The 24,241-nt window shown below is 40.0% G+C and carries 21 protein-coding genes and 1 riboswitch; of the genes, 9 read left to right on the top strand and 12 right to left on the bottom strand.

Annotated elements, in window-relative coordinates; all coding sequences use genetic code 11:
* Positions 1–94: 94 nt before the first annotated feature.
* Together AA980_RS12650 and AA980_RS12645 are read right to left on the bottom strand one after the other, a co-directional pair.
* Positions 95–1,099 carry a sensor histidine kinase gene (locus tag AA980_RS12650; protein WP_024029895.1) on the bottom strand — a complete coding sequence of 335 codons (1,005 nt, stop codon included), beginning with the start codon at positions 1,097–1,099 and terminating at the stop codon, positions 95–97.
* The gene (locus tag AA980_RS12645; protein ID WP_024029894.1) at positions 1,092–1,787 is read right to left on the bottom strand and encodes a response regulator transcription factor; all 696 of its coding nucleotides are present in this window, start codon (positions 1,785–1,787) and stop codon (positions 1,092–1,094) included. The genes AA980_RS12650 and AA980_RS12645 overlap by 8 nt, the downstream gene beginning before the upstream one ends.
* A gap of 402 nt (positions 1,788–2,189) precedes the next feature.
* On the opposite strand from AA980_RS12645, the gene AA980_RS12640 reads away from it, so the two are divergent.
* From AA980_RS12640 to AA980_RS12630, 3 genes are all read left to right on the top strand, one after another.
* A complete protein-coding gene (locus AA980_RS12640; RefSeq protein WP_047771626.1) occupies positions 2,190–3,110 on the top strand; it encodes an SDR family NAD(P)-dependent oxidoreductase in 921 nt (306 codons plus the stop codon).
* Positions 3,111–3,184: 74 nt separating this feature from the next.
* A complete protein-coding gene (locus AA980_RS12635) occupies positions 3,185–3,778 on the top strand; it encodes a TetR/AcrR family transcriptional regulator (RefSeq protein WP_024029893.1) in 594 nt (197 codons plus the stop codon).
* A gap of 166 nt (positions 3,779–3,944) precedes the next feature.
* Positions 3,945–4,910 (top strand): quinone oxidoreductase family protein, encoded by a 966-nt coding sequence (locus AA980_RS12630; protein WP_024029892.1) that lies wholly within the window; start codon positions 3,945–3,947, stop codon positions 4,908–4,910.
* A 129-nt stretch (positions 4,911–5,039) separates the two neighbouring features.
* Here AA980_RS12630 and AA980_RS12625 read toward each other — a convergent pair whose 3' ends face one another.
* Positions 5,040–7,076: a Na+/H+ antiporter gene (locus AA980_RS12625; protein ID WP_024029891.1), complete on the bottom strand. Its 2,037-nt coding sequence runs from the start codon at positions 7,074–7,076 to the stop codon at positions 5,040–5,042.
* Positions 7,077–7,386: 310 nt separating this feature from the next.
* Positions 7,387–7,575, bottom strand: coding sequence for a hypothetical protein (locus AA980_RS12620; RefSeq protein ID WP_024029890.1), 189 nt, complete (start codon positions 7,573–7,575; stop codon positions 7,387–7,389).
* Between the two features lie 313 nt (positions 7,576–7,888).
* On the opposite strand from AA980_RS12620, the gene AA980_RS12615 reads away from it, so the two are divergent.
* The 3 genes from AA980_RS12615 (at position 7,889) to AA980_RS12605 (ending at position 9,963) form a co-directional block, all read left to right on the top strand.
* The gene (locus AA980_RS12615; RefSeq protein ID WP_024029889.1) at positions 7,889–8,701 is read left to right on the top strand and encodes a VOC family protein; all 813 of its coding nucleotides are present in this window, start codon (positions 7,889–7,891) and stop codon (positions 8,699–8,701) included.
* Between the two features lie 238 nt (positions 8,702–8,939).
* Positions 8,940–9,152 (top strand): hypothetical protein, encoded by a 213-nt coding sequence (locus AA980_RS28155; RefSeq protein ID WP_024029888.1) that lies wholly within the window; start codon positions 8,940–8,942, stop codon positions 9,150–9,152.
* Between the two features lie 232 nt (positions 9,153–9,384).
* Positions 9,385–9,963 carry a hypothetical protein gene (locus AA980_RS12605; RefSeq protein ID WP_024029887.1) on the top strand — a complete coding sequence of 193 codons (579 nt, stop codon included), beginning with the start codon at positions 9,385–9,387 and terminating at the stop codon, positions 9,961–9,963.
* A 67-nt stretch (positions 9,964–10,030) separates the two neighbouring features.
* On the opposite strand, the gene AA980_RS12600 is transcribed toward AA980_RS12605, so the two are convergent.
* Positions 10,031–10,621, bottom strand: coding sequence for a guanylate kinase (locus AA980_RS12600; RefSeq protein WP_024029886.1), 591 nt, complete (start codon positions 10,619–10,621; stop codon positions 10,031–10,033).
* A 580-nt stretch (positions 10,622–11,201) separates the two neighbouring features.
* Between AA980_RS12600 and AA980_RS12595 the strand changes: the two genes are divergently transcribed.
* On the top strand, positions 11,202–11,840 hold the full coding sequence (locus tag AA980_RS12595; RefSeq protein ID WP_024029885.1) for a hypothetical protein: 639 nt from the start codon (positions 11,202–11,204) through the stop codon (positions 11,838–11,840).
* A 100-nt stretch (positions 11,841–11,940) separates the two neighbouring features.
* On the opposite strand, the gene AA980_RS12590 is transcribed toward AA980_RS12595, so the two are convergent.
* Positions 11,941–13,023: a branched-chain amino acid aminotransferase gene (locus tag AA980_RS12590; protein ID WP_047771624.1), complete on the bottom strand. Its 1,083-nt coding sequence runs from the start codon at positions 13,021–13,023 to the stop codon at positions 11,941–11,943.
* A 209-nt stretch (positions 13,024–13,232) separates the two neighbouring features.
* Complete coding sequence (locus AA980_RS12585) at positions 13,233–14,411, bottom strand: MFS transporter (RefSeq protein ID WP_024029883.1); 1,179 nt, start codon at positions 14,409–14,411, stop codon at positions 13,233–13,235.
* Positions 14,412–14,545: 134 nt separating this feature from the next.
* A riboswitch (purine riboswitch) is annotated at positions 14,546–14,645 on the top strand.
* Positions 14,646–14,707: 62 nt separating this feature from the next.
* Between AA980_RS12585 and add the strand changes: the two genes are divergently transcribed.
* The gene (add, locus tag AA980_RS12580) at positions 14,708–15,712 is read left to right on the top strand and encodes an adenosine deaminase (protein WP_024029882.1); all 1,005 of its coding nucleotides are present in this window, start codon (positions 14,708–14,710) and stop codon (positions 15,710–15,712) included.
* A gap of 148 nt (positions 15,713–15,860) precedes the next feature.
* Here add and AA980_RS12575 read toward each other — a convergent pair whose 3' ends face one another.
* Together AA980_RS12575 and AA980_RS28260 are read right to left on the bottom strand one after the other, a co-directional pair.
* Entirely contained in the window at positions 15,861–16,388 is a 528-nt protein-coding gene (locus AA980_RS12575; protein ID WP_024029880.1) for a phosphatase PAP2 family protein, read from the bottom strand.
* A complete protein-coding gene (locus AA980_RS28260; protein WP_152681147.1) occupies positions 16,385–16,657 on the bottom strand; it encodes a UDP binding domain-containing protein in 273 nt (90 codons plus the stop codon). Before AA980_RS28260 ends, AA980_RS12575 begins: the two co-directional genes overlap by 4 nt.
* A gap of 334 nt (positions 16,658–16,991) precedes the next feature.
* Here AA980_RS28260 and AA980_RS12570 point away from each other — a divergent pair, with 334 nt between their 5' ends.
* Entirely contained in the window at positions 16,992–22,556 is a 5,565-nt protein-coding gene (locus tag AA980_RS12570) for a metallophosphoesterase (RefSeq protein ID WP_047771621.1), read from the top strand.
* Between the two features lie 177 nt (positions 22,557–22,733).
* On the opposite strand, the gene AA980_RS12565 is transcribed toward AA980_RS12570, so the two are convergent.
* From AA980_RS12565 to AA980_RS12555, 3 genes are read right to left on the bottom strand one after another with little or no spacing between them, the layout of a single operon-like run.
* On the bottom strand, positions 22,734–23,417 hold the full coding sequence (locus AA980_RS12565) for a DUF4386 domain-containing protein (RefSeq protein ID WP_024030603.1): 684 nt from the start codon (positions 23,415–23,417) through the stop codon (positions 22,734–22,736).
* A gap of 38 nt (positions 23,418–23,455) precedes the next feature.
* Entirely contained in the window at positions 23,456–23,686 is a 231-nt protein-coding gene (locus AA980_RS12560; protein WP_024030604.1) for a helix-turn-helix transcriptional regulator, read from the bottom strand.
* Positions 23,687–23,688: 2 nt separating this feature from the next.
* Positions 23,689–24,135 (bottom strand): hypothetical protein, encoded by a 447-nt coding sequence (locus AA980_RS12555; RefSeq protein ID WP_024030605.1) that lies wholly within the window; start codon positions 24,133–24,135, stop codon positions 23,689–23,691.
* Between the last annotated feature and the right edge of the window lie 106 nt (positions 24,136–24,241).

The following is a 24,241-nucleotide window of genomic DNA, read 5'->3' as shown; positions in this document are numbered from 1 at the left end:
ACGCTCCCTTATTTCGATATCTTTATTATAAATAGCCTCATGGATTCAATCCTTCGATTGAGCGAACAAATCAGAAAAGCATGTGACATTGTTGTCACATGCCTGCAATATCGACGAATTCATTTCGTTTTGGGAAAGTTAACGTAATAGTGGTTCCTTCTTCAAGTTTTGAGTAGACATCGATATGAATTAATAATGGCTTGGTGATTCGTTTCGTTAAATATAACCCCATCCCTGTTGCGGCATTATCGTGATGAGACGTTGTCGAGGTAAAGCCCTTCTCAAAGATACGCGGCAAGTCCTTTGAATCGATGCCGCGGCCACAATCGCTTACTTCAAGGACGGTACGGCCATCGTGTTGATAGCTTTTAATGATAATGTCTGATGATTCACTGTATTTCACTGCATTTGTCAGCAGCTGCCTGATGATAAAGGCGAGCCACTTGGCATCAGAAAGCACGGATGCTGCCCCTAATTCAACCTCAAAGCCAATCCCTTTTTGCATACACCACGATTGTAATGTTTTAATCTCTTTAAAAATGAGCGCCTTTAAATCGGTTTCTTCTATGTATAAATCATTTTCCATAAAAGGGATGCGTCTTTGGTGAAGCTGTTGGTCAAGCAGCAGGTGAATTCGTAACCATTCATGGGTTAATTGGGCGCGCATCCGTTCATCTTCTAAGCGGTCAATCATTAAATGCATCGCTGTCAACGGTGTCTTGACTTCATGAATCCAGGCTAAAAGGTCATCCTTCTCCTGTTCAAGCATCAGCAGATTTTCCGAAGCCTCTTTTTTTAGCAGCTCGGTTTGGTTGATAATGCGTTGTTCAATTATTTTTTCAAACGGGCTTTCAGGCGCCGCTATAGTGGTTAAATCAAGATTGTTCTCCCATTGCGCAATACTTTTGTAGAATTTAGTTTCCTTATGATAGCGGAAAAATAAAAAGATACAAAAAACAAGCGTTGAAAGGAAAACAATGTAGAAGAATGGCATCAAGGGAAGCGCCGTATCTAGGTAAGCTATAAAAAGAATAAGTGCTTGAATAACTAAGAATAGAAATATCCAACTGCGCCTTTCGACTAAATATTGCTTAATCATAGCCATTTGCCTCTTCTATTGCAATGTAGCCCTGTCCAACTTTTGTTTCAATAAAGCGTCCTAAACCAAGCTCGTCCAATCTTTTTCGCAGTCGATTAACATTGACCGTTAGGGTATTATCACTAACAAAGCGTTCATCATCCCAAAGGCTTTTAATTAAGTCTTCGCGGCTGACAATCTTATTTTTTTGCTCAATGAGCTTTTTTAAGATAAATGTTTCATTCTTTGTAAGTTCAACTGTTCCAGCAGCATGACTGACAGTATTCTTTTCATAATCTACTGTTGCTCCGCACCATGTTTTAAGGGTGATTTGCTCGGTATTGTAATTATAAACACGGCGGAGCGTCGCTTGTATTTTCGCAATCAGCACATCAAAATGAAACGGCTTTTGTATAAAGTCATCAGCACCAAGCTGCATCGACATTACCATATCCGTCGGATGGTCTCGTGAGGATAGAAAGAGAATCGGAATGTTTGAATGGGAGCGAATCATCCGGCACCAGTGAAAGCCATCAAATTTTGGCAATTGAATATCAATGATCACTAAATCCGGCTTAATCGCTGTAAATTCCTCCATAACCTTGTTAAAATCAGTTATCCCATATACATCATAAGACCAGCCGATTAACCGATCCTTTATTTCATTAAATAATGTTACATCATCTTCAATTAACAACAGTTTAAACAAGGGAATCACCACACTTTTTTGCTTCATTATAAATAATTGTATAATATATCCTGTTTATGTGCTAGAGAGGTGGCCTTTGTAAAAGTTTGCTGCTATTTTGGATTCGCCGATAAAATTGAAAATTCGCCGATAAAGTGGTTGGATTCGCCGATAAACTTACAAAAATCGCCGATAAATCAGATTAATTTACTAATATGTGTAATTTTAAACCATAGTAGTGGTTTATTTTAGAGGTAAACATGGTTTATGACAATATTCTTTACGAAAACAGCCTTGTAAAAATTGTGTCGGACCGAATTTAACAATGAATAAAAAACTTGCTGTCATTTTTAAAAAATAATGCATATAATAAAATGAACGAATGGTTCATTCAATTAAATATGAAAAGGGGAGTTTTAAACTATGAAAAAAATAATACCAGCCTCTAAGTGGGATTTAAGTGGAAAATATGTGATTATCACAGGAGCAACCAGTGGGATAGGACTTGCTGCAGCTAAGGAAATTGCAGCTCGTGGAGCAAACATAGGAATCGTCGCTCGTAATGAAGCAAAAGCAAATGAGATAGCGAAACAAATGAAAGAATCATCAGGTGGGGGCGGAAGGGTGGATGTATTTTTAGCAGACATGGCCTCCCAGCAATCGATCCGCCGAGTGGCTGTCGAAATATTAGAAAAGTGCCCAAGAATTGATGTCCTTGTTAATAATGCCGGTGCGTTGTATGAGAACCATCAATTAAATGAAGACGGTCTTGAAATGACGTGGGCTGTTAATCATATTGGACCATTTCTTCTTACCATGCTTCTGCTTAACCGCTTGAAGGAAAGTGCCCCGGCCCGGATCATTACTACCGCATCCCACGGTCATAAGATGGCGAAGAAGGGAATCGACTTCAACGACCTAAAGGCTGAACAACTTTACAGACCGCTAAAGAAGTTAATGGGCGGGCCGACATTGAGATATGGGCAGTCAAAGCTGGCGAACATTTTGTTTACTGCGGAGCTGGGAAAAAGGCTTGAAGATACCGGCGTTTCCTCCTATTGTTTTGACCCGGGGCTAGTGGCAACAAATTTTAACCAGAATAATGGGAAAATGGCAAAGGCAACGATGGCGGTAATGAAGCTGTTTTCACGAAGCCCAGAAAAGGGAGCAGAAACACTAATTTGGCTCACTGAGACCGATGAAATCAGCAATCAAACCGGTCAATACTATATCGACAAAAAAGCAGAACTCCCGTCTAAATCAGCCCGAGATAGGAAAGCAGCAAATCTGCTCTGGAAGGTTAGTAAACAACAAACGCTGCTTACAGATGCTGTCGACCTGTAGCCTTATTGTCGAGGGCAGTTTAAAAATATGATATACTCCATAGTGATATCCAGATAATGGAGAGTGAAAATGAAATGGCACCATCAAATGAACAAAAGCTGGATCAAATCCACCAGCAACGAATTGATCAGATTAAAAAGGCGGCCTTAAAGGTATTTGCTCATCGGGGAATTGTCGGAACGAAAATGAGTATGATTGCGGCTGAGGCAGGAATCAGTCAGGGCCTATCCTATCGATACTTTAAATCAAAAGAAGAGCTATTTATTACCCTCATTCAAGAGGCAATGGAAGAGGCAAATGCCGCTTTTCAGCATGTCCAGCACCTGCCGGGAACACCGTTGGAACAAATCAAAACCCTTACCCAAAATATCTTTGATGACAGTAATAAATATCCCTTCTTGCTGATCCAGCATGCTAGTGTTTCGGATGAGGTTCCTGCGAAGGCGAAGCAAATAATCGAACACTATTCAGCTAAAGCTTGGATTGAACAACTAATTCCACTATTCATCAAAGGTCAGAAACTGGGTGAGTTTTGCGAAGGTGACCCATATAAGCTATTATTTTGCTACATGTCCGTAATAACCGGTCTTATGCTGCAGGAAAAACAAACAGAAGGGAAAAATTGGAGCGAAGATGTTGATATCTTAATGAAAATATTAACGAAATAAGAAATTGTTGGTAGTTTGATCTTAAAATTTTGGGGCAAACAGTGATTTAATCGTAATCAAAATCGAAATATACAACCCTATTTTAGAGGTTGTGATTTGCGTTTCTTAGCCCAATTATATTAAATAAAAGGGTACCAAAAAATTATTAATAAATGAGGTCATACAATTGAAAGCATTAGTGTTTAATACATTCGGAGGCCCGGAAGTATTGGAATATGTTGATATCGCGGATCCGATTATCGGACCCGATGAAGTGCTGGTAAGGATGAAAGCAATTGGTTTGAATTTTGCAGATATATATAGAAGGAAAGGGAACTATCATTTGGCAGGCAAGCCGCCCTATATTTTGGGATATGAAGGAGCAGGAATCGTTGAAAAGACGGGAGCAAATGTCCAAGGAATTAGCGTGGGTGACCGAATTGCATTTGCCGATGTACCATATGCGAATTCAGAGCTGGTTGCAGTTCCTTTTGAGAAAGCCATCCCTGTCCCGGCTGATACCACCTTTACAGAGGCGGCTTCTGTATTGTTGCAAGGGCTGACGGCGCATTATTTAACGAAGGATAGTTATGTGGTGAAAAAAGATGATCGTGTATTAGTTCATGCGGCAGCCGGCGGTGTCGGACAACTTCTTATTCAAATAGTAAAGTTGCTAGGCGGCAAGGTAATTGGTTTAACTTCCTCTAGGGAAAAAGCAGCTGCAGCCAAGAAAGCCGGAGCGGATGAAGTTTTCTTGTATAAGGATAACTGGGTGCAAAAAATCCATCAAGAAACGAATGGAAATGGGGTCGATGTCGTCTATGACTCAGTAGGATCGACACTTCGAGACAGTTTTGCAGCAACACGCATCGGTGGAACGGTTGTATTTTTTGGAATGGCAGGGGGAGATCCTATTCCGGTCGACCCAAGAATGTTAATGGACACATCAAAAACGCTTACTGGCGGGGATCTCTGGAATGTTCTTACATCACGTCAAGAACGGGTAACCCGGGCAGCCGAGTTGTTCAGCTGGATGGAAGCAGGAAAAGTAAGGATAGCCGAGCCAACGATATTTGCTCTGCGAGATGGCCAGGAAGCACACCGTTTTTTAGAAAGCCGCAAGAGCACTGGGAAGATTCTATTAGTTCCTTAAAGGGAAAAGAAAGAGGCGAACAGTGACTGGCACTGTTCGCCCTGTTTGTTTAAGTATCATTTTAGGAAAGAACCAATTACCAATACCCCATATAGATTCGTTAGAAAAAGCTTTGAATTTACCAATCGTTTAATGTGAATGTACACTAGTTTCTTCCATCCAATACGCTTCTCTGATATTAATCTGCTTACGAATTTTGCGGATGATATCGATTGTAATTACGCCTTCTTCGAACAAGTTCTGGACTTCATTTCGTTCTGCTTGGAAAGCTTTAACACGAAGTTCCCGTTGTATTTGTGTGTAATGAATTTGATCGACGCCTTTTTTCGCAAGCTTAAATTTCATGATCATTTCATTATATTCGCCGATTATGACCAAATAGATATGTTCATTTTCAGGAGTTATTTGTTCCTTCAAATATTGGATGGCCGCTTTAGCCATATTAACCTTTAGTTGAATGAGCTTTTTCGATTTTTCCTTACGAATTTGAAGCCGTTTCTCGTCTTGCCGCATAAAAAGCTGGAACAACATATACAGACTTCTTTTAATCAATGACCATAAGAACAACCTCCGATATTGCATCCGATTTGTTACGGCGAGCCTCATACGCTGGATATGTTCATCTGTTACATACATCGTTTCACGGTCAATACGCCCTGTCTTTTTCAGACTTTCAACGTATTGGGCTTCCGCTTTAAGGGCCTTCATACGAATCTCCATTTCCACTAATTTCAACTGGTCCGAGTATTCGTCGCTTGCATGGATAAGACGATTTCGAATTTGGTTGTATGTCGCGATGACCGACACGGCGGCTCCATGATTATCATCATTCATCAGTTCTCGGATTGCCTTAATAGCAGCATCAGCGGTCCGGATCAAGGCAGCCCGTTCCATTTCCTCTTTCAACTCTTCCGTATTTCCCTTTTCTGACCGTGCAAGAATTGGCAAGAAAATGCTCGCAACAATCAGCGTTACCAAGATAACCCCTGCGGCAATAAAGATAATTAACGCACGGTCAGGAAATGGACTTCCATCGGCAAGTACAAAGGGAATCGTGAAGGCACCGGCTAGTGTGACAGCCCCTCTGACACCAGAAATCGTAATGATGCCAATGTTTTTTATCGAAGGCTTCTCGAGCTGCTTCTTAAGCTGCCATCCCCACCACCATGCTGTACAAATCCATACGAAGCGAAGGAATAATAATGCGGCGGTAATAATGATAATATATTTGCTCACTTCCCAATTATTAAACAGCGGATTTTTAAAAATTTCATTTGTAACACTAGGTACCTGCAATCCTAGCAACACAAACACTAACCCATTTAATAAGTAGATGAGTACTGTCCATGTACTTTGGGAAACGACTTGCAGCTGCATTGCAGGGGATTGATCCCGATCCCGATAGATCGCATGGACAATTCCTGCAGAGACAACCGATAAAATACCGGAAAGGTGAAAATGCTCAATAATATAAAAGATGACGAAAGGCGTGAGGATCTGGATGAGCATGTGAATCGTTACATCTTCCATACCCAGTCGTCGAATAAAAATTTTCAATCGAATAATAAGGATGGCAAGAATGGCGCCGCCAGCCAAGCCGCCAATGGCTATAACTAAAAAGCTCCAGCTCGCTTCTGCTAATGAAAAAAAGCCAGTTACGGTAGCGGCTACAGCAAATTTAAATGCAACCAAACCAGAGGCGTCGTTCATCAGCCCTTCCCCTTCAAGAATATGCATAATCGTTTTTGGGATCTTTACCCTGCTTGAAATGGCTCCTACGGCAACGACATCCGTAGGTGAAAGAATGGCGGCTAATGCAAAAGCTGCCGGTAATGGAATCGACGGTATCAGCCAATGAATTAAGTAACCAATTGCGAATACGGTGACAAACACAAGTCCAAGCGCAAGAAATAATATCGGTTTACGTAATTTCCATAACGCCTGCCGTGAAACATTTTTTCCATCGTGAAATAGTAACGGGGCAATAAATAGGACGAAGAACAATTCTGGATCCATCGGGATATGAATGCCTATCGGGAGTGATGCAAGCAAAACTCCGAGTGCAATTTGTATAAGCGGCACGGGTATGTACGGCAAAAAGTGGTTGATAAAACTAGACAATCCAATGATTGCGAGCAGTATTAGTATAAGTAGAAAAAATTCCATGGCGTGTCTCCTCTAATCTATGTAGTGTGAAATAACTGTTTGTGGGGGGGATTAAAGAATTACTGTAGCGGACTTCTCCATTATTGGAAGCATCACCATTTTTGAACAAAGTGATGAACCATTTTATTGTTATAAGAGAAATTTTAACATAAACCCAGGGAGGAGTAAAAAAATTGAAGGTAGAAATCGGCATCGCTAACAATAGCTGTAACCTCAGGCGAACAGTGGCTGGCACTGTTCGCCTGAGGTTACTATGTGTAAAACGAAACAAAGTATTAATGGTAGAAACATGATTGAACTGGAACTGAAATTATGATTCAATAACGAGTTGCTTTTCTTTTTCCACTTCCATTGCCGATACAATATAGGCAAACCCATTCAATAAAAAGTAAATGACATTGGATTGCACCCGTTCGTTTTCCCCTAAATAAGTATTTACAATAATTGTGAAAGAATATAAAACAACAAAAAATAAAGCGATCTTATTAAAAATTATCATTCGATAACAACCCCCTTATTAGGATTCTTTTCTTTATCATATTTGCGTTAAGCTGGTATTATGCTAGTCGTGATTCATAAGCTGTTTTGGATTTCTCCAAAAGTCTACGTTTATTAGCCCGTTTAGAGTCCCATCGTTAGAAGAGGATGTAGTTAATAAATCTTGAGAATCCTTTGCCACCCAGGCACTACATTTACCTAACCCCTAATGTGTTAGCGTATTAATGGACAGGGATTCAGGTACTCAATAGTGGATTTTGGTATAATAATGAAATAATTGATTTTAGTGAAAAAGATTAAGAAAGGAGAACCACATGCAATTTTCCTTTGACCACCTAGTCTGTTTTTTGAAGAAACCAGAGGAGGCTATTCCCTTGTTAAAACAAAGGGGAATTCATGCTGAGAACGGAGGGCGCCATGAATCTTGGGGAACCTATAATTCGCTAACTTACTTTGGTTTAAGCTACATTGAGTTTTTGGGAATTGAAAATCAATCAATCGCTGCGAAACAAGAGGAGAACCGGCTGATTACTCAAATCGTGGAGCAGCATTCCAAACAGGGTCGGGAGGGTCCTGCGAGGATTGCTATTCGTACAAATTGTATTGAACAATTAGCAGTAAAGCTTAAAACAGAAGGCTTTACAGTTTATGGTCCACTCCCGGGCGAACGTGTTCGAGCAGATGGGCAGGTAATCAGATGGTCGCTGCTTTTCCCTGAAAACGAGGATACCGAGCTAACTCTGCCATTCTTTATCCAATGGGAAAAGCCGGATGAGCAAAGGATTTTAGATTTAGAGGAGCAAGGATTGATAGACTCACACACAGCGGGAAATCCGAAGTTCGAAAGTGTTGGATTTGTTATCCATAACTTAGAGGAAACAATCATAAAGTGGGGGAATTTATTCAACCTTAAACAGAGTGAGGAGTTTGTCGATTTAACCATCAATGCGCGATGCAGAAAGCTAGAATTGCCCGGCGTGCGGCTGTTGTTCTGTACACCAATAGGAGAAGGCCCTGCTGCGAAGATTCTAAAAGGAAAAGGAGAAACCCCCTTTTTAATAAACCTCACAGGAACAGGCCAAAACCACCTTTTTGAAATGCTGAATGGCCTTTGGAGATTTCAATAAGTCTTCAAATGACGGTCATTAAAGGTTGTTAAATTAAAGGGTGCCTGACACCCTTTTACTTATAATGGCAATTAGGGAATGTTTGAATAGACTAAAATTAATCTTTTCCTTCATAAATTTGTTGATTACCCTAAAACTGGGTGTCATCCGGGGAGAGGTGAATTATAGTTTATTAGGAGGTTATCACTGTTGCAAGTGCAAATACCTATACAGCAAAATGTGAGACAAATGTATAGCTATGGTGGCGGCTACGGAAATCCTTATCAAAGACTCTACTACCATCACAATCCTTACCATTATTACCCGTATTTTCATTCTTATTACTATCCAAGCCCTTATTATCCATTCTATCCATATCCTTGGTATGAAAATGGTAATGGCAATGGCAATGGTTTTGATTACGATTTTGATTACGATTAATTTTAAAACGAAGAAAAGGGGACTTGGTTAAAAACCAAATCCCCTTTTCGATACATCATTCAAAATGGAACGTTCATATTTATTGATCTGCATGAGGGGACTATTTTTGTTGAAAGTGAAGAAGGGGAAGGAACCACTTTTACGATATCAATCCCGCTTAACCGGTAGCCTCCTCTAATAAGTTTTAGGAAATTTTAAGAAGATTTTAATATAGAAAGGCTATACTATAGAGAAGTAAATCAAAACACTAGGGGATTTGAGGAATGAGAATGCAGAATGCAAATCAAAAAACTCGCTTTTTAGCCAGCTATATTCCTAATCCAAAAGAACGAAGGACCATCCTTACATGTTTCATCCTCATGATTTGTTTATTTTTCATTGGGATTGTAGTCATTTCACTAAATCATCAGCAGCTAATGGTGCAAGAATACAAACACTATAAAGGATTACTAAAGCAATTTGGATCCGTTTCAAGAATAATTTATTTTGCCGTTTTAGCCATTTATCCTGTTTTTCTTTTAGTGAAATGGAAAGGTTTGAAGACAATCCAATGGAGAGGTTTTCAGTTAAAAGGGTTCATCCAGTTAATCGCTAAGTTGGTCAGAAAGTGGCATGTGCCGCTTGCGCTCACAGCTACTGGAATTGTTTTGCTACACGGGTATTTGGCCATCATGAGAGGGTTTAAATGGGACTTTACAAATATAACGGGAATTTTGTCTTTTATACTGTTAATATTTCTCCTTTTCATGGGACTAAAGCGATTCAAGAAAAAAGACAATAAATGGCATTTGAAGCTTGCTATCGGATTTCTAGTTTTATTCATGATTCACGCCACTTTTTAAAAATTCTTGGTGCCTGACACCCGATTCGTTAACACATTAACGCAGTGGGTGTCAGGCACCATTTTCTTTAATAATCAGTTACAGTAAGATTTCTGTCCAAAAAGGTTTCAATTAGTTCGCTAATCTGATAGGCAGCTTGTGGGGAATCGAAATTTTCAAACACATGTTCACAGCTGTTTTTATAGCTCATTGTCTCGTCATAATGGGACATATGCCGCTCGATAACTTCATTACTGTCTTGACGATTCTGGTGTCTTTGGATAACCGTATCTCGATCTGAATAAATAAATAAACGCACGACGCTATCACCATACATCTTTTTCAACTTTTCAGTACCTTCGGGATTTAAAGTCAAATAGACAAGGTCATGATTTTCAAATGCTTTAACAATATCTTGTTCGCGAATTCCATAATGAATTCCATCGATTTCGACACTCTCTAGAAATTCCTGTTGTGCCTGCATTTGTTTGAAGGTATCTTCATTAACAAAGTGGTAGTCTTCACCATTTTTTTCATAATGTCGGGGAGAGCGAGTGGTGTAAGAGAGAACGGTTTCCATATCGAATGCGGTAGCGACCATTTTAGCGATGGTTTTTCTTCCTGAGCCATCAGGACCTGTGTAAACGAATATCTTTTCTTTTCCTTTGATTTCAAACATAGTGGAGCCTCCTTTTTTTTGATTAAAACAAGAAATGGCCCAAATCAGTGGGGACTTTGACTTGAAGTGGGGTGGGTTACTATTATTATATCAAAACGTCGTCACTAAGTGGAAGGCGAATTGTGACATCACTTGGATAATTACCAATTAATATCCAGTGGATGTCGTAAGTTCTAAAATATAGGTAATAAGTGAGAGGAAATACGTCGTAAGCGGCTAGAAATATGTCGTAAGTTTTCGAGGTTCGAGGTGATTACCAATTAATATCCAGTAAATGTCGTAAGTTCTGAAAAACAGGTAATAAGTGAGAGGAAATACGTCGTAAGCAGCTAAAAATATGTCGTAAGTTCTCGAAGTATGAGGTGATTACCAATTAATATCCAGTGGATGTCGTAAGTTCTGAAATATAGGTAATAAGTGAGCGGAAATACGTCGTAATCGGCTAGAAATATGTCTTAAGCGGCCAAAAATGCACATCAAATTAATCTAGGATTCCAATCTCCAAGTAATTTTATAAAGAAGTCTCATTAAAGCCATGTATAATAGGGTAGATAAGAATATGACATCTAGGAGCAGACTAATGGATACAAAAGAGTTATCGTTACTGAATTATTACTATGGTAAGTTGAATGAAAATACCTTTGATGAGAAGGATATCTATGCTTTCTTACAATTAATCCGTAATCGGAGTAAAGAGATTCGCTGTATCAATGAGCTAACAGATTTTGTTGTGCAGCGGGAGGAGTATAGAGGTTTTATCAAGGACTATCTATTTGAAACGAGAAAAAAGTTTGAGAGTCTCGGGAAAACGAACAAGACTCTTAGGATTGAAGATGTATTTTCCTTTAAAGAATTGAAGAATGGCATTAACAAGGCTTTAGAGAAAGGGCAGTTAACAGGTTTAACGAACGAGAAGCTGAATGATTTTGTCACTTGTCTCATTTCCATTCTCCAGCAGATCAACATCACCGACGATGGCAGGGAGATTGGAAAGCTCTTTTTTGCCATTTCTAATAAACAGATTATCTTGATGGCAGAAATAGAGGTTTATCAAAATGTTTTCAAAAAGACTAATGCGGTCTTTCCAGTCCTGACCGCCAATAATAGTTATCTGGATTTCAAAAAGCAAGATCGATTTGATACGCCTTATTTGTTTGCTGACAAGGTGATAGAAATTACTAACCATGATGGGGAATTGAAGATTATTATTCCGGAATAGATGATAATTTAAACTATCATGTGGCAATTTTATAAAAAAATGCAAAACACCTTTCAAAAAAAACTGAAAGGTGTTTTGCATTCTATTCAACAGATGTCTTTTAAACCTCAACCGGGGCGACTTTAACTGTCCAGTTAAATGGGTCCGCTTTTTTTCCAATCTGTATTCCAGTTATTTCTTCATAAATACGCTGTGACAGCTGGCCGATTTTATTATCATTAATTGTGATTGAGCGCTCATTCCAATTTAATTCGCCAACGGGTGAAATAACGGCAGCTGTTCCTGCACCGAAGACTTCCTCAAGTTCACCGCGCTCATGTGCGGCAAAAATCTCTTCAATTGAAATTTTCGCTTCGTGGACAGGTATGTTCCAATATTTTAATAATTCAATAACTGAATCACGTGTAACACCAGGTAAAATACTGCCATTCAATTTTGGTGTTACCACTTCGCCATTGATTTTGAAGAAAATATTCATACTGCCGACTTCTTCGACATACTTATTCTCTTTTGCATCAAGCCAGAGAATTTGGGCGAACCCATTTGCCTCAGCCTTTTCTTGTGCCTTCATGCTGGCTGCATAATTGCCGGAGGTCTTCACATGGCCAACCCCGCCGATAACAGCCCGAACATATTGCTCTTCTACATAGATTTTAACAGGGCTTAATTGGTCGCCATAATAGGCTCCTGAAGGCGAAAGGATGACAAGCAGTTTATATTGGTTTGCAGGACGGACGCCGAGATAGGGTTCAGTCGAGAAAATAAATGGGCGTATGTAAAGGGATGTCCCTTCACCATCTGGAATCCAATCCTTTTCCGTAAAAATTAATTGTTTAATTGCACTTAATAAGAAACTCTCATCAATTTGTGGAATACACAGTCTGTCGCATGAATCATTTAGTCGCTTCATGTTTTTTTCAGGACGGAAGAGTTGAATCGTCCCATCCGCTGACTTATAGGCCTTTAACCCTTCAAAAATGGCTTGTCCATAGTGAAAAACCATTGCGGCCGGGTCAAGTGTTAATGGTGCATAAGGAATAATCCGCGGATCATGCCAACCGTTTTCGACATGATAATCCATCACAAACATGTAATCGCTGTAATACTTCCCAAAACCAAGTGAAGCGGTATCAGGTTTTTCTTTTAATACATCTCTTTGAAAAAAAGTAATTTCTTGTTGCATGATGACACCTCATTTCCATTTTCTAATTAGACTACGCCATGTTCAGCTAAAATTCAATTGAAAATTAGTATTACATGGATGGATTTTAAATCTACTCATCCTCCTTCCACGGCCTGATGGGTATACTTTTATAAAGTAAATGTAATGATATACCTGACACCCGAAGCGTTAACACATTAATTTGCAGGTGTCAGGCACCTTCCATAAAGTTAAAGTACTTCCCTATGTTTCCTTTTCTTCTTTGTCCAAACAAAGGTGAGAATGAAGCAGCCAAGTAATATAATTGCACCTACTGTAAAAGGAAGATTCATATGCCAGTCAAAAAGCGTCCCTGCTAATGCAGGTCCAATCATGTTGCCTAAACTCATGTATGAATTATTCATTCCGGCTGCATAACCTTGTTCATCTCCGGCTGTTTTTGAAATTAAGGTATTAACGGCAGGACGTATTAAAGTAGAGGCGATCGAGAATAGGGTGGCGACCAATAGAATGATGAAAAAGCCGCTGACATATAACATGCCATATAGACTAAGCGCTGCAACAAGTAAACCAAATAGAATGATTTTCATTTCACCAAACACAGTAAAAAGCTTATTTAGGACAAAGGCTTGAACAATGACTCCGACAAAGCCGCCAACGGTCATGACAATGGCAAGGTCATTTGGGGTGTAATGAAATTTATACGTTAAAAACATCGTTAATGTTGATTGGAAGTTAGCAATCCCGAAGGAGAATACAAACACTACGATTAATAAAACAAAGTAGCTTGTTTTGAAGGAGCGGGCCATTTGTTGGAATAAATTTTCTCCCTTAACCTCCTCTTTCATAACAGGTTTAATGGATGGAAGGATTATGATAGATAGAATTCCAGCAATGATGGTTGCAGATCCTCCAAAATAGAACGGAAAGTGGAGACTGACATTGGATAGAAATCCACCAATCCCAGGCCCAATCATAAAGCCTAATGAAATCGCCGCACCAATCCAGCCCATCGCTTTCCCGCGTTCTGCCTTTGTTGTAAGATCCGCCACATAGGCCATAACTGGAGGCACGATAAAGGCTGAACCGACACCAGTAAAGAATCTGCAAACAAAAAGCATCCATAGGTCTGTAGAAAGTCCGAAACAGATTTGTGAAAGACCATTCACGAAAAGCCCGAAAATGATTAAATTTTTTCGGCCATGGCGATCGGATAAATTCCCAGCAACCGGTGAGAAAATAAACTGGGCTAAGGCGATTACTGCAATAATAAAGCCTAATGCCTGCCCCGCTGCTCCAAAGGTTTTCAAATAGGCTGGCATAACGGGGACGATGAGTCCAACTGCACTAAAGGTGATAAACATATTAAACATTAATATATATAATGCTAATTTTTTTGAGGATTTCATAAAAATCTCACTTTCTTGTTTATTTCGCATTCCTAAGTAAAAAGTATAGCTCTATTTAAATGCTTAAACAATTAAAAGGAATTTACAGTTTTTTGCAGCGGCTTACTTGACAATAAAAGTATATTTTATTATCCTTTATAGAAAATAAAAAACTTCGTATAACTCCAAAGATATGGTTTGGGGGTCTCTACCAGGAACCAATAATTCCTGATTACGAAGAAGGTACATGTACTTTGTGCTTTCTTCGTAATCAGGAATTTTTTTTATCGAAAAATTGATGAGGAGGACACACAACAATGAATTTTTCTACATTACCTAAAATAGAACTTCACTGCCATTTAGACGGAAGTCTAAGGGCTGAAACGATAATTGATATAGCGAAAAAGGAAGGCATCCCTCTGCCTGCAATGGTGAAGGAAGAGATTCAAAGCGAGCTTGTTGCCCCTTTGGACTGCGAATGTCTTGACGATTATTTAAAACGATTTGCCATCCCGAATTTGGTTATGCAGTCCATGGAGAACCTAAGAAGGATTACCTTTGAGCTTTTTGAAGATGCTGCACAGGAAAATGTAAAATATATGGAAGTTAGATTTGCCCCGCTGCTTCACACGGCCAAGGGGTTAACTGTCGAGGAAATCATCCAAAGCGTCTTGGACGGAATGAAGGATGCGGAAGCGCAATTCGATATAAAAGGAAATATCATTCTGTCATGTATGAGAACCATGTCAGTTGATAGCGCTTTTGAAGTCGTAGAAAAAGGGAAGGCGTTCCTTGGAAAAGGGGTTGTGGCAATTGACCTGTGTGCATCGGAGGAGGAAGGGTTTTGCGGCAAATTCGTTGAACCGATTGCTCTAGCGAGAGAATATGGATACCGGGTCACAATCCACGCAGGTGAAACAGGAATTGGGAAAAATGTCCTCGAGGCTGTTGAGCTATTAGAGGCTGAAAGGATTGGGCATGGGGTATTTATTAAGGATTGCGCAGCAGCGTATGACATCGTGAAGGAAAAACAGATTGTGCTTGAAATGTGTCCAACAAGTAATGTTCAAACAAAAGCAGTGAACCAATTTAGTGAACATCCAATCTATCATTTTCATCAGGATGGCATAAAAGTAACCATTAATACCGACAACCGGACAGTATCAGATACCACAATGGCGAAGGAATGCACCATCGTATTTAATGAATTCCAGATAAGTGAAGCGGATTATCGGCAAATTTATCTTACTAGTGTGGAAGCAAGCTTTGCAGATGCTGCGACAAAGGAAAAACTAAGGAAATATAAAATGAAGTTTAATTGATAAGAATAGGAAAAAGGTGCCTGACCCCCGTTGCGTGAACGTATTAACGCGCTGGGGGTCAGGCACCTCCTTTCTCGTTGATGTCTGGATAAAAGGTATCTGTGAAAATGGCAATCTTCATACAATCCCTCCTCACTGAATCTTCTAATTACATAAATAAATAAAAGCATAAACTCCCAGCAACCGTACCAAGGATTCCTCCAGCAATGACATCTGATGGATAGTGAAGACCTAAGTACATTCGAGATATACCTACGCAAATCCCTAGTGGAATTAGCACAAAAGAAAGCTGTGGAATAAATAAGAGATATGGGGTCAAAACGGAAAAAATCGCCGTTGTATGTCCCGAAGGAAATGAATGATCTTGTAATGGATTCTTATGAGTCTTTGTTTTTTCTATCAACAAATATGGCCGTTTTCGGGGAAACAGCTGCTTTACAATATGGACCGGTATATGACTTGCTGATAAAGCGAGTGCGCTGGCGAAAGCAGTCAATCTAGCCTCCCCTGATGATAAAAGAATGAGAAGAAAAGTGGCAGCAATGGTAATGTCTGCTCCTCCTAAGTGTGTGACCGAGCGGAAAAAGAGATTTAAAAGTTTTCTATCAAAATGGCGATTTACCTTCTGAAGTAGCTGGCATTCTAAGCTGTAAAATACATGGAGCATTCTGCTCATTCTCCGCTCTCCTTTACTAATGAATCATTTGGTCTATCTTTAAAAACATAAGGCCTTCCTATTGAGAAATAGGTAATTGGATACTTTTGAATCTCCTGGAGTGAATAACAGTTTCGCCCATCAATAACAATCGAGTCTTTCATATGGGTACAATATACCTCCAGCGGGACATGTTTGATTTGGTCCCAATCTGTTGCGATAATCGCCAGTTCTGCTTCGTGCAGTGCAAATCGAATGTCGTATGCGTATTCAATGGTATTTCCTAATATTCGCTTAGCATTATAACTATTATATTAGAGAATTGAGGAGCCTTTCTTAACCTAGTGTAAAAAGAGTGTAAAGACTTCATTAAGGTTCATGTGCGCAATAAAGTAAAAGGAGGTCTCTCAATTTTCAGAGAGACCTCCTTTTATTAAACGTTCAGCATCGGAATCATACTTTCTAGAAAAAACCCAAAATCAACAATATTTACCTATTATTAATATATATATGAATCAAAATTAACAATCTGCAGAGATAATATAAGTTGTATCTTTTGATGAAAGGAGTTTAGTAGGTGTACCAGAAAAAATCAATGCCTAAAATGAGAGGAGTTTAATAGGAGTGACCAGAAAAAAAGAATCACTATCAAAACTAATTTCAGTACTTTTAGCAGTGCTTATAGCTGTTGCTGGACTTGTAACGCCAAAGCCAGCATCGGCAGCAGCACCTGCGGGAATTCCGTCACAAATTGCCATGAGTATAGGCGGAGGGGCGGAAGCAGGTAAATCGGCGATGAGTTTTAATTGGGTAACCGGTCCATCGGTGGCCAATTCAGAAATAATTTATGGTACGTCACCGAACTTGGATGATGGTGTGAAAAAAAGCGCCACAAAGACTACTCCAGTTGCCACAGATATTTTTCCAGAGAATAGGCGGACTGACTTTAAAGCTATCAATTCCTTTAATGTTGTGATTAAGGATCTTACTCCTGATTCAAAATATTATTACAAAGTTGGCAACATCAGCGACGGGTATAGCGATATTGCTAGTTTTATAGCACCTGCGGATCCTGCTGCAAACAAGCCGTTTTCTTTTGTAATTACTCCGGATACACAGGGAACATCTGTTAGTTCGTTTGATAACACTAACAAGTTATATGACTATATTAAGGAGAATGAACAGGATGCTGCATTTCTTCTTCATATGGGTGATGTGGTAGAGGATGGGCATGTTTCAGATCAATGGCAGTTATTCTTTGATGCAGCTCAAAACCTTTTAGATACGCTGCCAATCATGGCAACTCCAGGTAATCATGACGGTGCATCCTATGACAGAGATTTCGTGCAGTATAAAGCAAGATTTAACCATACTTCTTTACATAAACCAGACGGGTTGTCTTCAGCTGCTGATGGGACGGTTTATTCCTTTGAATATGGAGATGCCTTGTTTATTTCTCTTAATTCTTTTGCTTCTTCCACGGACAAAGATATCCAATGGAAGTTTTTAGAGAAAGAAAGTGCAAATACCTCAAAGGCATGGAAAATAGTATATTTTCATGTTCCACCCTACGATCCAGGTGCAAGTCACTATAATATGGACAATGTAATTGGTAAAAAGCTGACCGATGCAGGCATCGATTTGGTATTCCATGGTCATGAACATGCCTATGCCAGAACCACTTTAAAGACAACTTCTACTGCAGCAGGCACAGGAAGCATTGAAAAGGAAAAATTCGGTGAAGCGCCTACCTATGTCATAGGGGGATCAGTTTACGAATACGGTTACAGCCTCGACAACCGTGACACGTCTTGGAATGATTATTTTTATGACCTTCGCATTGATAAAACAGGTACAGGCGGCGGTAAAATTTATGCACCGGGTGTGTACAGCAAGGTAGAGGTTACGAGCAATGCGATAACCTATAAAGCGTACTATAAAGCTACAGGCTCCGAGAATCCTTTCCGTGTCATTGATAATTTCACGATTACAAAATCAGAGGATAAGATTACCCAGCCGACAGGCGGCGGTACGGAACCAACCTCTGTAACCTTCTTGTATGATTCATTTAAACAAGAGGAAGGCAAGTATATCGCACGCTTTAACTGGGTAACGCCAGTAGCAACAAAAACAACACAACTCTATTATGCTAAAAAATCAGACTTTGAAAGCAATGGCGGAAAGTTTACAAATGTTGTTGTCGGAACAAATAACACGGTAGATCTTTCGGATGCCATTTCAGAAGCGAACTATAATGGTGCTGGGACTGAGTACTCTGTTGCGCCAGTACAAAGTCATAAAGCGGAAACAGCTGTACTTGAACCTGGTACGAAATATGTATATGCAGTTGGTGACGGTGCGAAGAATGTCTCCAGCGTAGAATCACCGGCTAGTTTTAAAACACCTGACAGCAATTTGGATACATTTAACTTTAACTGGGTTACTGACGTACATGCAGCACCTGATTCTAGTCACAATGACAAAGCTCTTAACCAAGCATTTACTGATTTTCCGGATGCTGCATTTATTTTGAGTTCGGGTGATCAGGTTTCTTATGCATTTGATACAGATCAATGGGATACTTTTTTTGAGGCAAATGCCGATAAGTTTGCCCGTGTACCATTGTATTTAGGAACTGGAAATCATGAGTATGATGGTGCAGGCAATAGCTGGGCGCCGGACAGCAACTGGGACTCGGTGGACCCAACATTGCAAAATCTTTTTGGACGCTACAATCCGCCTAAAAACGGCGCTTCATTTTATGGCGGCGGTAACGGGACTGAAAGAATGGTAGCAGGTATGGACAAAAAGCAATTTGAGTCAAGCAACTACTATTTTGTTTACGGTGATACACTTTTCATGATGATGGATTATCAGGATCAAAGCAGTAAAGAGCAAATAAAGGCTCAGCAGGACTGGATGAAGTCCGTCGTTAAACAAAACCCTACAAAGTGGCGTGTTGCTGTCATCCACAAATCTCTTTTCGGATATCGTATGGCAAACCCTGTGGCATCCTGGACAACCGCTTTTGATGAAGCTGGAGTTGATGTGGTGCTTGCGGGACACGATCATCTCTATGTCCGTACAAAGCTATATGCAAATGGCGCAAACATTGAACCACAGACTTACGGTGACGGAACAACCTATATCACAAGCTATTCTGGAAATAACGACAGACGCGGGCCTTATTTCGAAAGTAACAAGAGAGACCCCGAAAAGGTCGCCTATGTAGATGTTAGACCTATTGGTCTAGGCTTTTCGAATATTTCTATTTCGCCAAAGGAAATCAGAGTAACAAGCAAAGGATACGATAAAGAAGGGAACTTGGTTACAGGGGATGACAACGTACTGGTTACAAACAAACCACGGACCCATAATTTAGCATCATGGAATTATCCGTCAGTCCCAAAAGATGCTGATGAATTGACCATTACAGATGTAGCCATCACAGGGATTGCGAAAGAAGGACAAACACTGAGTGCCTCTGTTAGTCCTACAAGTGCTACCGCGTCTTTCAGATGGGAGAGCTCAAACGATGGCACGACCTGGACAACAATTGCAGGTGAAACATCATCGAAATATACCATAAAAGCAGAAGATGTAGGTTTGTATTTGCGCAGTGTTGCCACCGGAACAGGCTTTTATAACGGAGAAGCAACAAGTGCTGCCACCGCTAAAGTCACACCACTTGCTGGCAGTGGCACAGTTACGGTAAAAATCGGAACAGCAAATGAGCTAGATGCATTGTCAAAAGGGTTTGGCACATCCGCTTATCCGATTGACGGTAAATACGTGTTAACTGCAGATATTGATATGAGTAATGTGCCATTTTCTGCAATCGGAGGGGGCACCACACCAACTCCGTTTTTAGGCACATTTAACGGTAATGGTTATACCATAAGCAATATGAAAATCGAGAGTAACAACAATAGCACAGGCTTCTTTGCTTATGTAGGCACAGGTGGCAAAGTAGCAAATCTTAAATTGGTGAATGCTGATATTACCGGAAGCAATAGCACAGGCGCTATTGCAGGGACTTCCACAGGCACGATTGAAAACGTCTATGTGGATGGAAAAGTAACTGGCGGCAGCAATATCGGGGGAATTGCAGGTACACTCCATGCAGGTACTTTGCAAAATTCTAAAGTTCATACAGATATTCATGGCAATACAGTTGGAGGCTTGATTGGAAGTACAAACTTTAATGCTTCAGGTTCGCCGCTTTCCGTCAAAGACGAAAAAACTGGAAGTGTTATCCTTAATAACGTTGTGATGGGTACGGTCACAGGTGGAAATGATTATTCCGGTGCCCTTGTTGGTGATATGGGGGGATCTTCAGGCTCTCTACTCCAAACTTTAAACGGCAATGTTGTCGCCAATGAAGTAAAAGGGGTTACTCCTGGAAAAATTGGAGGCTACTGGTCTGGCAGCAGGCCGATTATCGACACAGACCAAATAAACTACTATAACAGTGACAAGTTAAGCACAAGTGGACTGCCATCAGGAATTGTCCCTGCATTTACTGGAAAGACGGCATCTGATTTTACACAAAAAGCAACATTCGAGGCTTTGGGATGGGACTTTAAGGACGTTTGGGATTGGGATGCAACGAATAACGTTCCTGTACCTAGAGTGATTGATGTTGGTGGAGAAGGAGCTGAAGATAACTTAGTCACGATTATCACATCGGCAGGCTCGGGAGGGACGATTTCTCCAGAAGGAAATGTGTTAGTCGAGCGTGGGCAGAGTCAAAAGTTTATCTTTACACCAAATAAATATTATGAAATTGACACCGTTAAAATAGACGGAGAAAAAAATCCAGAAGCGGCTGCGGCAGGCGAGTATACCTTTGAAAATGTTAGGGAAGTACACAATATTGACGTCACATTCAAGCTTTCGGATTCCGTTTCTGGTGTTGCTCCAAGCCTTGTTTCAACAAGTGCCTATTACAACAGAGCAGTTGAAAAACATATTGGGGTAACGGTAGACTTTGGAGAAGGCGCTCTGGGAATTCAACCAGAGAACTATCGAAAAGCGGTCAAAAGCGTCAAGATTATGAAGGATAATAAACTAGTTCTTGATGCCCAAGGCGGATATTGGTTCCCAAGCACAGGCAATGGTCAACCCGAGAATCTGCTTGAGATTTGTTGGGATGACATCATCAAGTTACCTGGATATGACGATTTAGTTGCAGGGACATATGACCTTGATATAACCTTTGCAGACTTGAACTCCTCTGGATACTCCATACCTTTGATTGTAGAAGACGGAATTGTCTCTTCTTTGACTGTGGATGGAGGAATCATTACGGTAGACGGAAATGAGGTAAACAGTCCTGCTGAGATTAAAAAGGACTCGCAAGTTACTGTGAAGGCTGTTGTTCCAAGCGGACAAAGGTTTGTAAAATGGACTGCGACAGGTCTTGAAAATGTTGAGTTTTCGGAAGATAAATTTACATTTACGATGCCAGCAAATAAGGTTACATTAAAAGCCGAATATGAAAACATACCAAGCAGTGAAGATAGCGAAAAAGGCTGGGTTTCTAAAGCTGGCAAGTGGTATTATTATGATCCTCAAACAGGGATGATGAAAACTGGCTGGCTACTAGATAAGAACAAATGGTATTACCTGCAACAGAATGGCGAAATGAAGACCGGCTGGTTATTAGACGCTGGCAAATGGTATTACCTTGATTCAAGTGGTGCGATGAAAATAGGCTGGGTAAACCTTGGATCCACTTGGTATTACTTAGAAAATAGTGGAGCAATGAAGACCGGCTGGTTATTAGACGCTGGCAAATGGTATTACCTTGATTCAAGTGGTGCGATGAAAATTGGCTGGGTAAACCTTGGATCCACTTGGTATTACTTAGAAAGAAATGGTGCAATGAAGACCGGCTGGTTATTAGACGCTGGCAAATGGTATTACCTTGATTCAAGTGGTGCGATGAAAATTGGCTGGGTAAAACTTGGATCCACTTGGTATTACCTAGAAAGCAATGGTGCAATGAAGACAGGTTGGTTGTTAAACGGAGATAAATGGTATTACTTGGATAACAGTGGTGCGATGAAAACCGGCTGGGTACTGGCAGGCACAAAATGGTACTACTTGTATGCGAGCGGACAAATGGCAGCAAACACAACTATTCAAGGATATAAGCTTGGGTCAAATGGTGCTTGGATAAAATAGCTTTATGATTGAATTCTAGTGCTAGGCCCTAATAATAATGTTGTTTTTAACATAAAAAATAGAGTTGACTATAGATATCAAGTCAGCTCTATTTTTTATCGATTCAAAAGGAGAATCTTTGAATAAATCTTAAAAATAATTAATATTCAAAATACTAGAAATGAAATATCTCGACAATTACTTTTTTGCAGAACCATTGAACCCTTTAACGATGAGCCATACAGCTAAAATCATTTCATTAGCTGCTACTGGAAGAGCTAAAATACCACCCCAAACAGAAAGTTGCTGAATGACACCGAACATGACTAACAGGGCACAAATAAAAACACAGATTGCTCCTGTCATACCTAAGATGGCGATAAACCTTGGTACGAGCTTGGATTTATAAAATATATAACTGTACATCATTGTATTGATACCCAGCATGAAATTGGGGCCAAGCAGAAAGGTCCAGTCATGTATTGCTTTTAATAATGTACCTGAAGCTTGAAAAGAGGTGCTATCCGGGACGCCTGCTGCTACAAATTCCCGGCTTAAGGTCAACAGGGACAGCACACTGATTACACCAACCGTAATAATAACCGCTTCAAGAAATCTGAAGCAAACATGCCAAAGCGCTATCGTTTCATTGTACTTTCGTAAAATTGGAAACATGGTCGTTGCCGTACCAACCACTGAAACGACAAGAATTAACTCCATAATCGCTCCCAGTATCACTTGGCTGGCATGTTCGCTGCCTTTAATCATGTAATCAGGGCCATTTAGGATGGGATCGTATAAAATTAGACCTATTATTGCCGTTATGGATGCAAGTATAAATAGTACTCCCACAATATTTGCCGCTTTTTTGTTTGAACTCATTTTATCTCCGCCTTTTAATAAATTCATAAACGGTAAAGCTATTTCTTAAACTCGGTGTTGTCCCCATAAAAGAATACCTCTTCCAAAGGCAAGTTAAAGGCATGAGCAATTCGAAAAGCCAGTTCTAGAGATGGGGAGTAGTTTCCTTTTTCAAGAGCCACAATCGTTTGTCTTGTTACTCCCACCTTGTCAGCCAACTGCTGCTGGGTCATTTCATCATGGTTGAATCGTAATTTTCGAATATGATTGCCGACAAGCGTTTTGCCCACTCTTACACTCCTCTCCGATAGTGATAAAATTTTGTAATGGAGCCGGTCACATCGGAAATGAATCCTGAGATAATCAAGATAATGAACATCGCCTGTAACGGCTGATAAATAATCAGCGATCCCATTGCAATAAGAAAGCCGAGGATAAACACAAAAAAAGAATTTCGGAACGCTTTCAACTCAATCAATTTATCAAGTTCATCCGCAAATCTGGGTTCCTTTTCACTCGTCGTAATTCTAAAGACAATATTAAAAATAATGCTGATAATGATATGCGCAACTATGGAAACGACAGTCAAGATGAGGACGAAGGATCCCCAATAGCGAAAGGTTTCAATTGACTCCAGACCCCCTTCAGGATACTGAGGGTACATGTACAAGCAATAAGATACGAAAATAAGTATCGCGCTTATCAATGATACGATACTTTTCTTTTCTTGATAGGTCATGTTTTACACCTCCTGTATGGTAGCTTTTACATCATGTAATATATTGTATGCATAATGTTAAGCAAAGTTTACATTTGATTTTGTATTTTTTACCCCATTAAAAAAG

Source organism: Neobacillus vireti (assembly GCF_001026695.1).
GTDB lineage: Bacteria > Bacillota > Bacilli > Bacillales > Cytobacillaceae > Neobacillus > Neobacillus vireti.
Note: the sequence above shows the minus strand (reverse complement) of the source record. Positions and strands in the feature narration are given on the sequence as shown.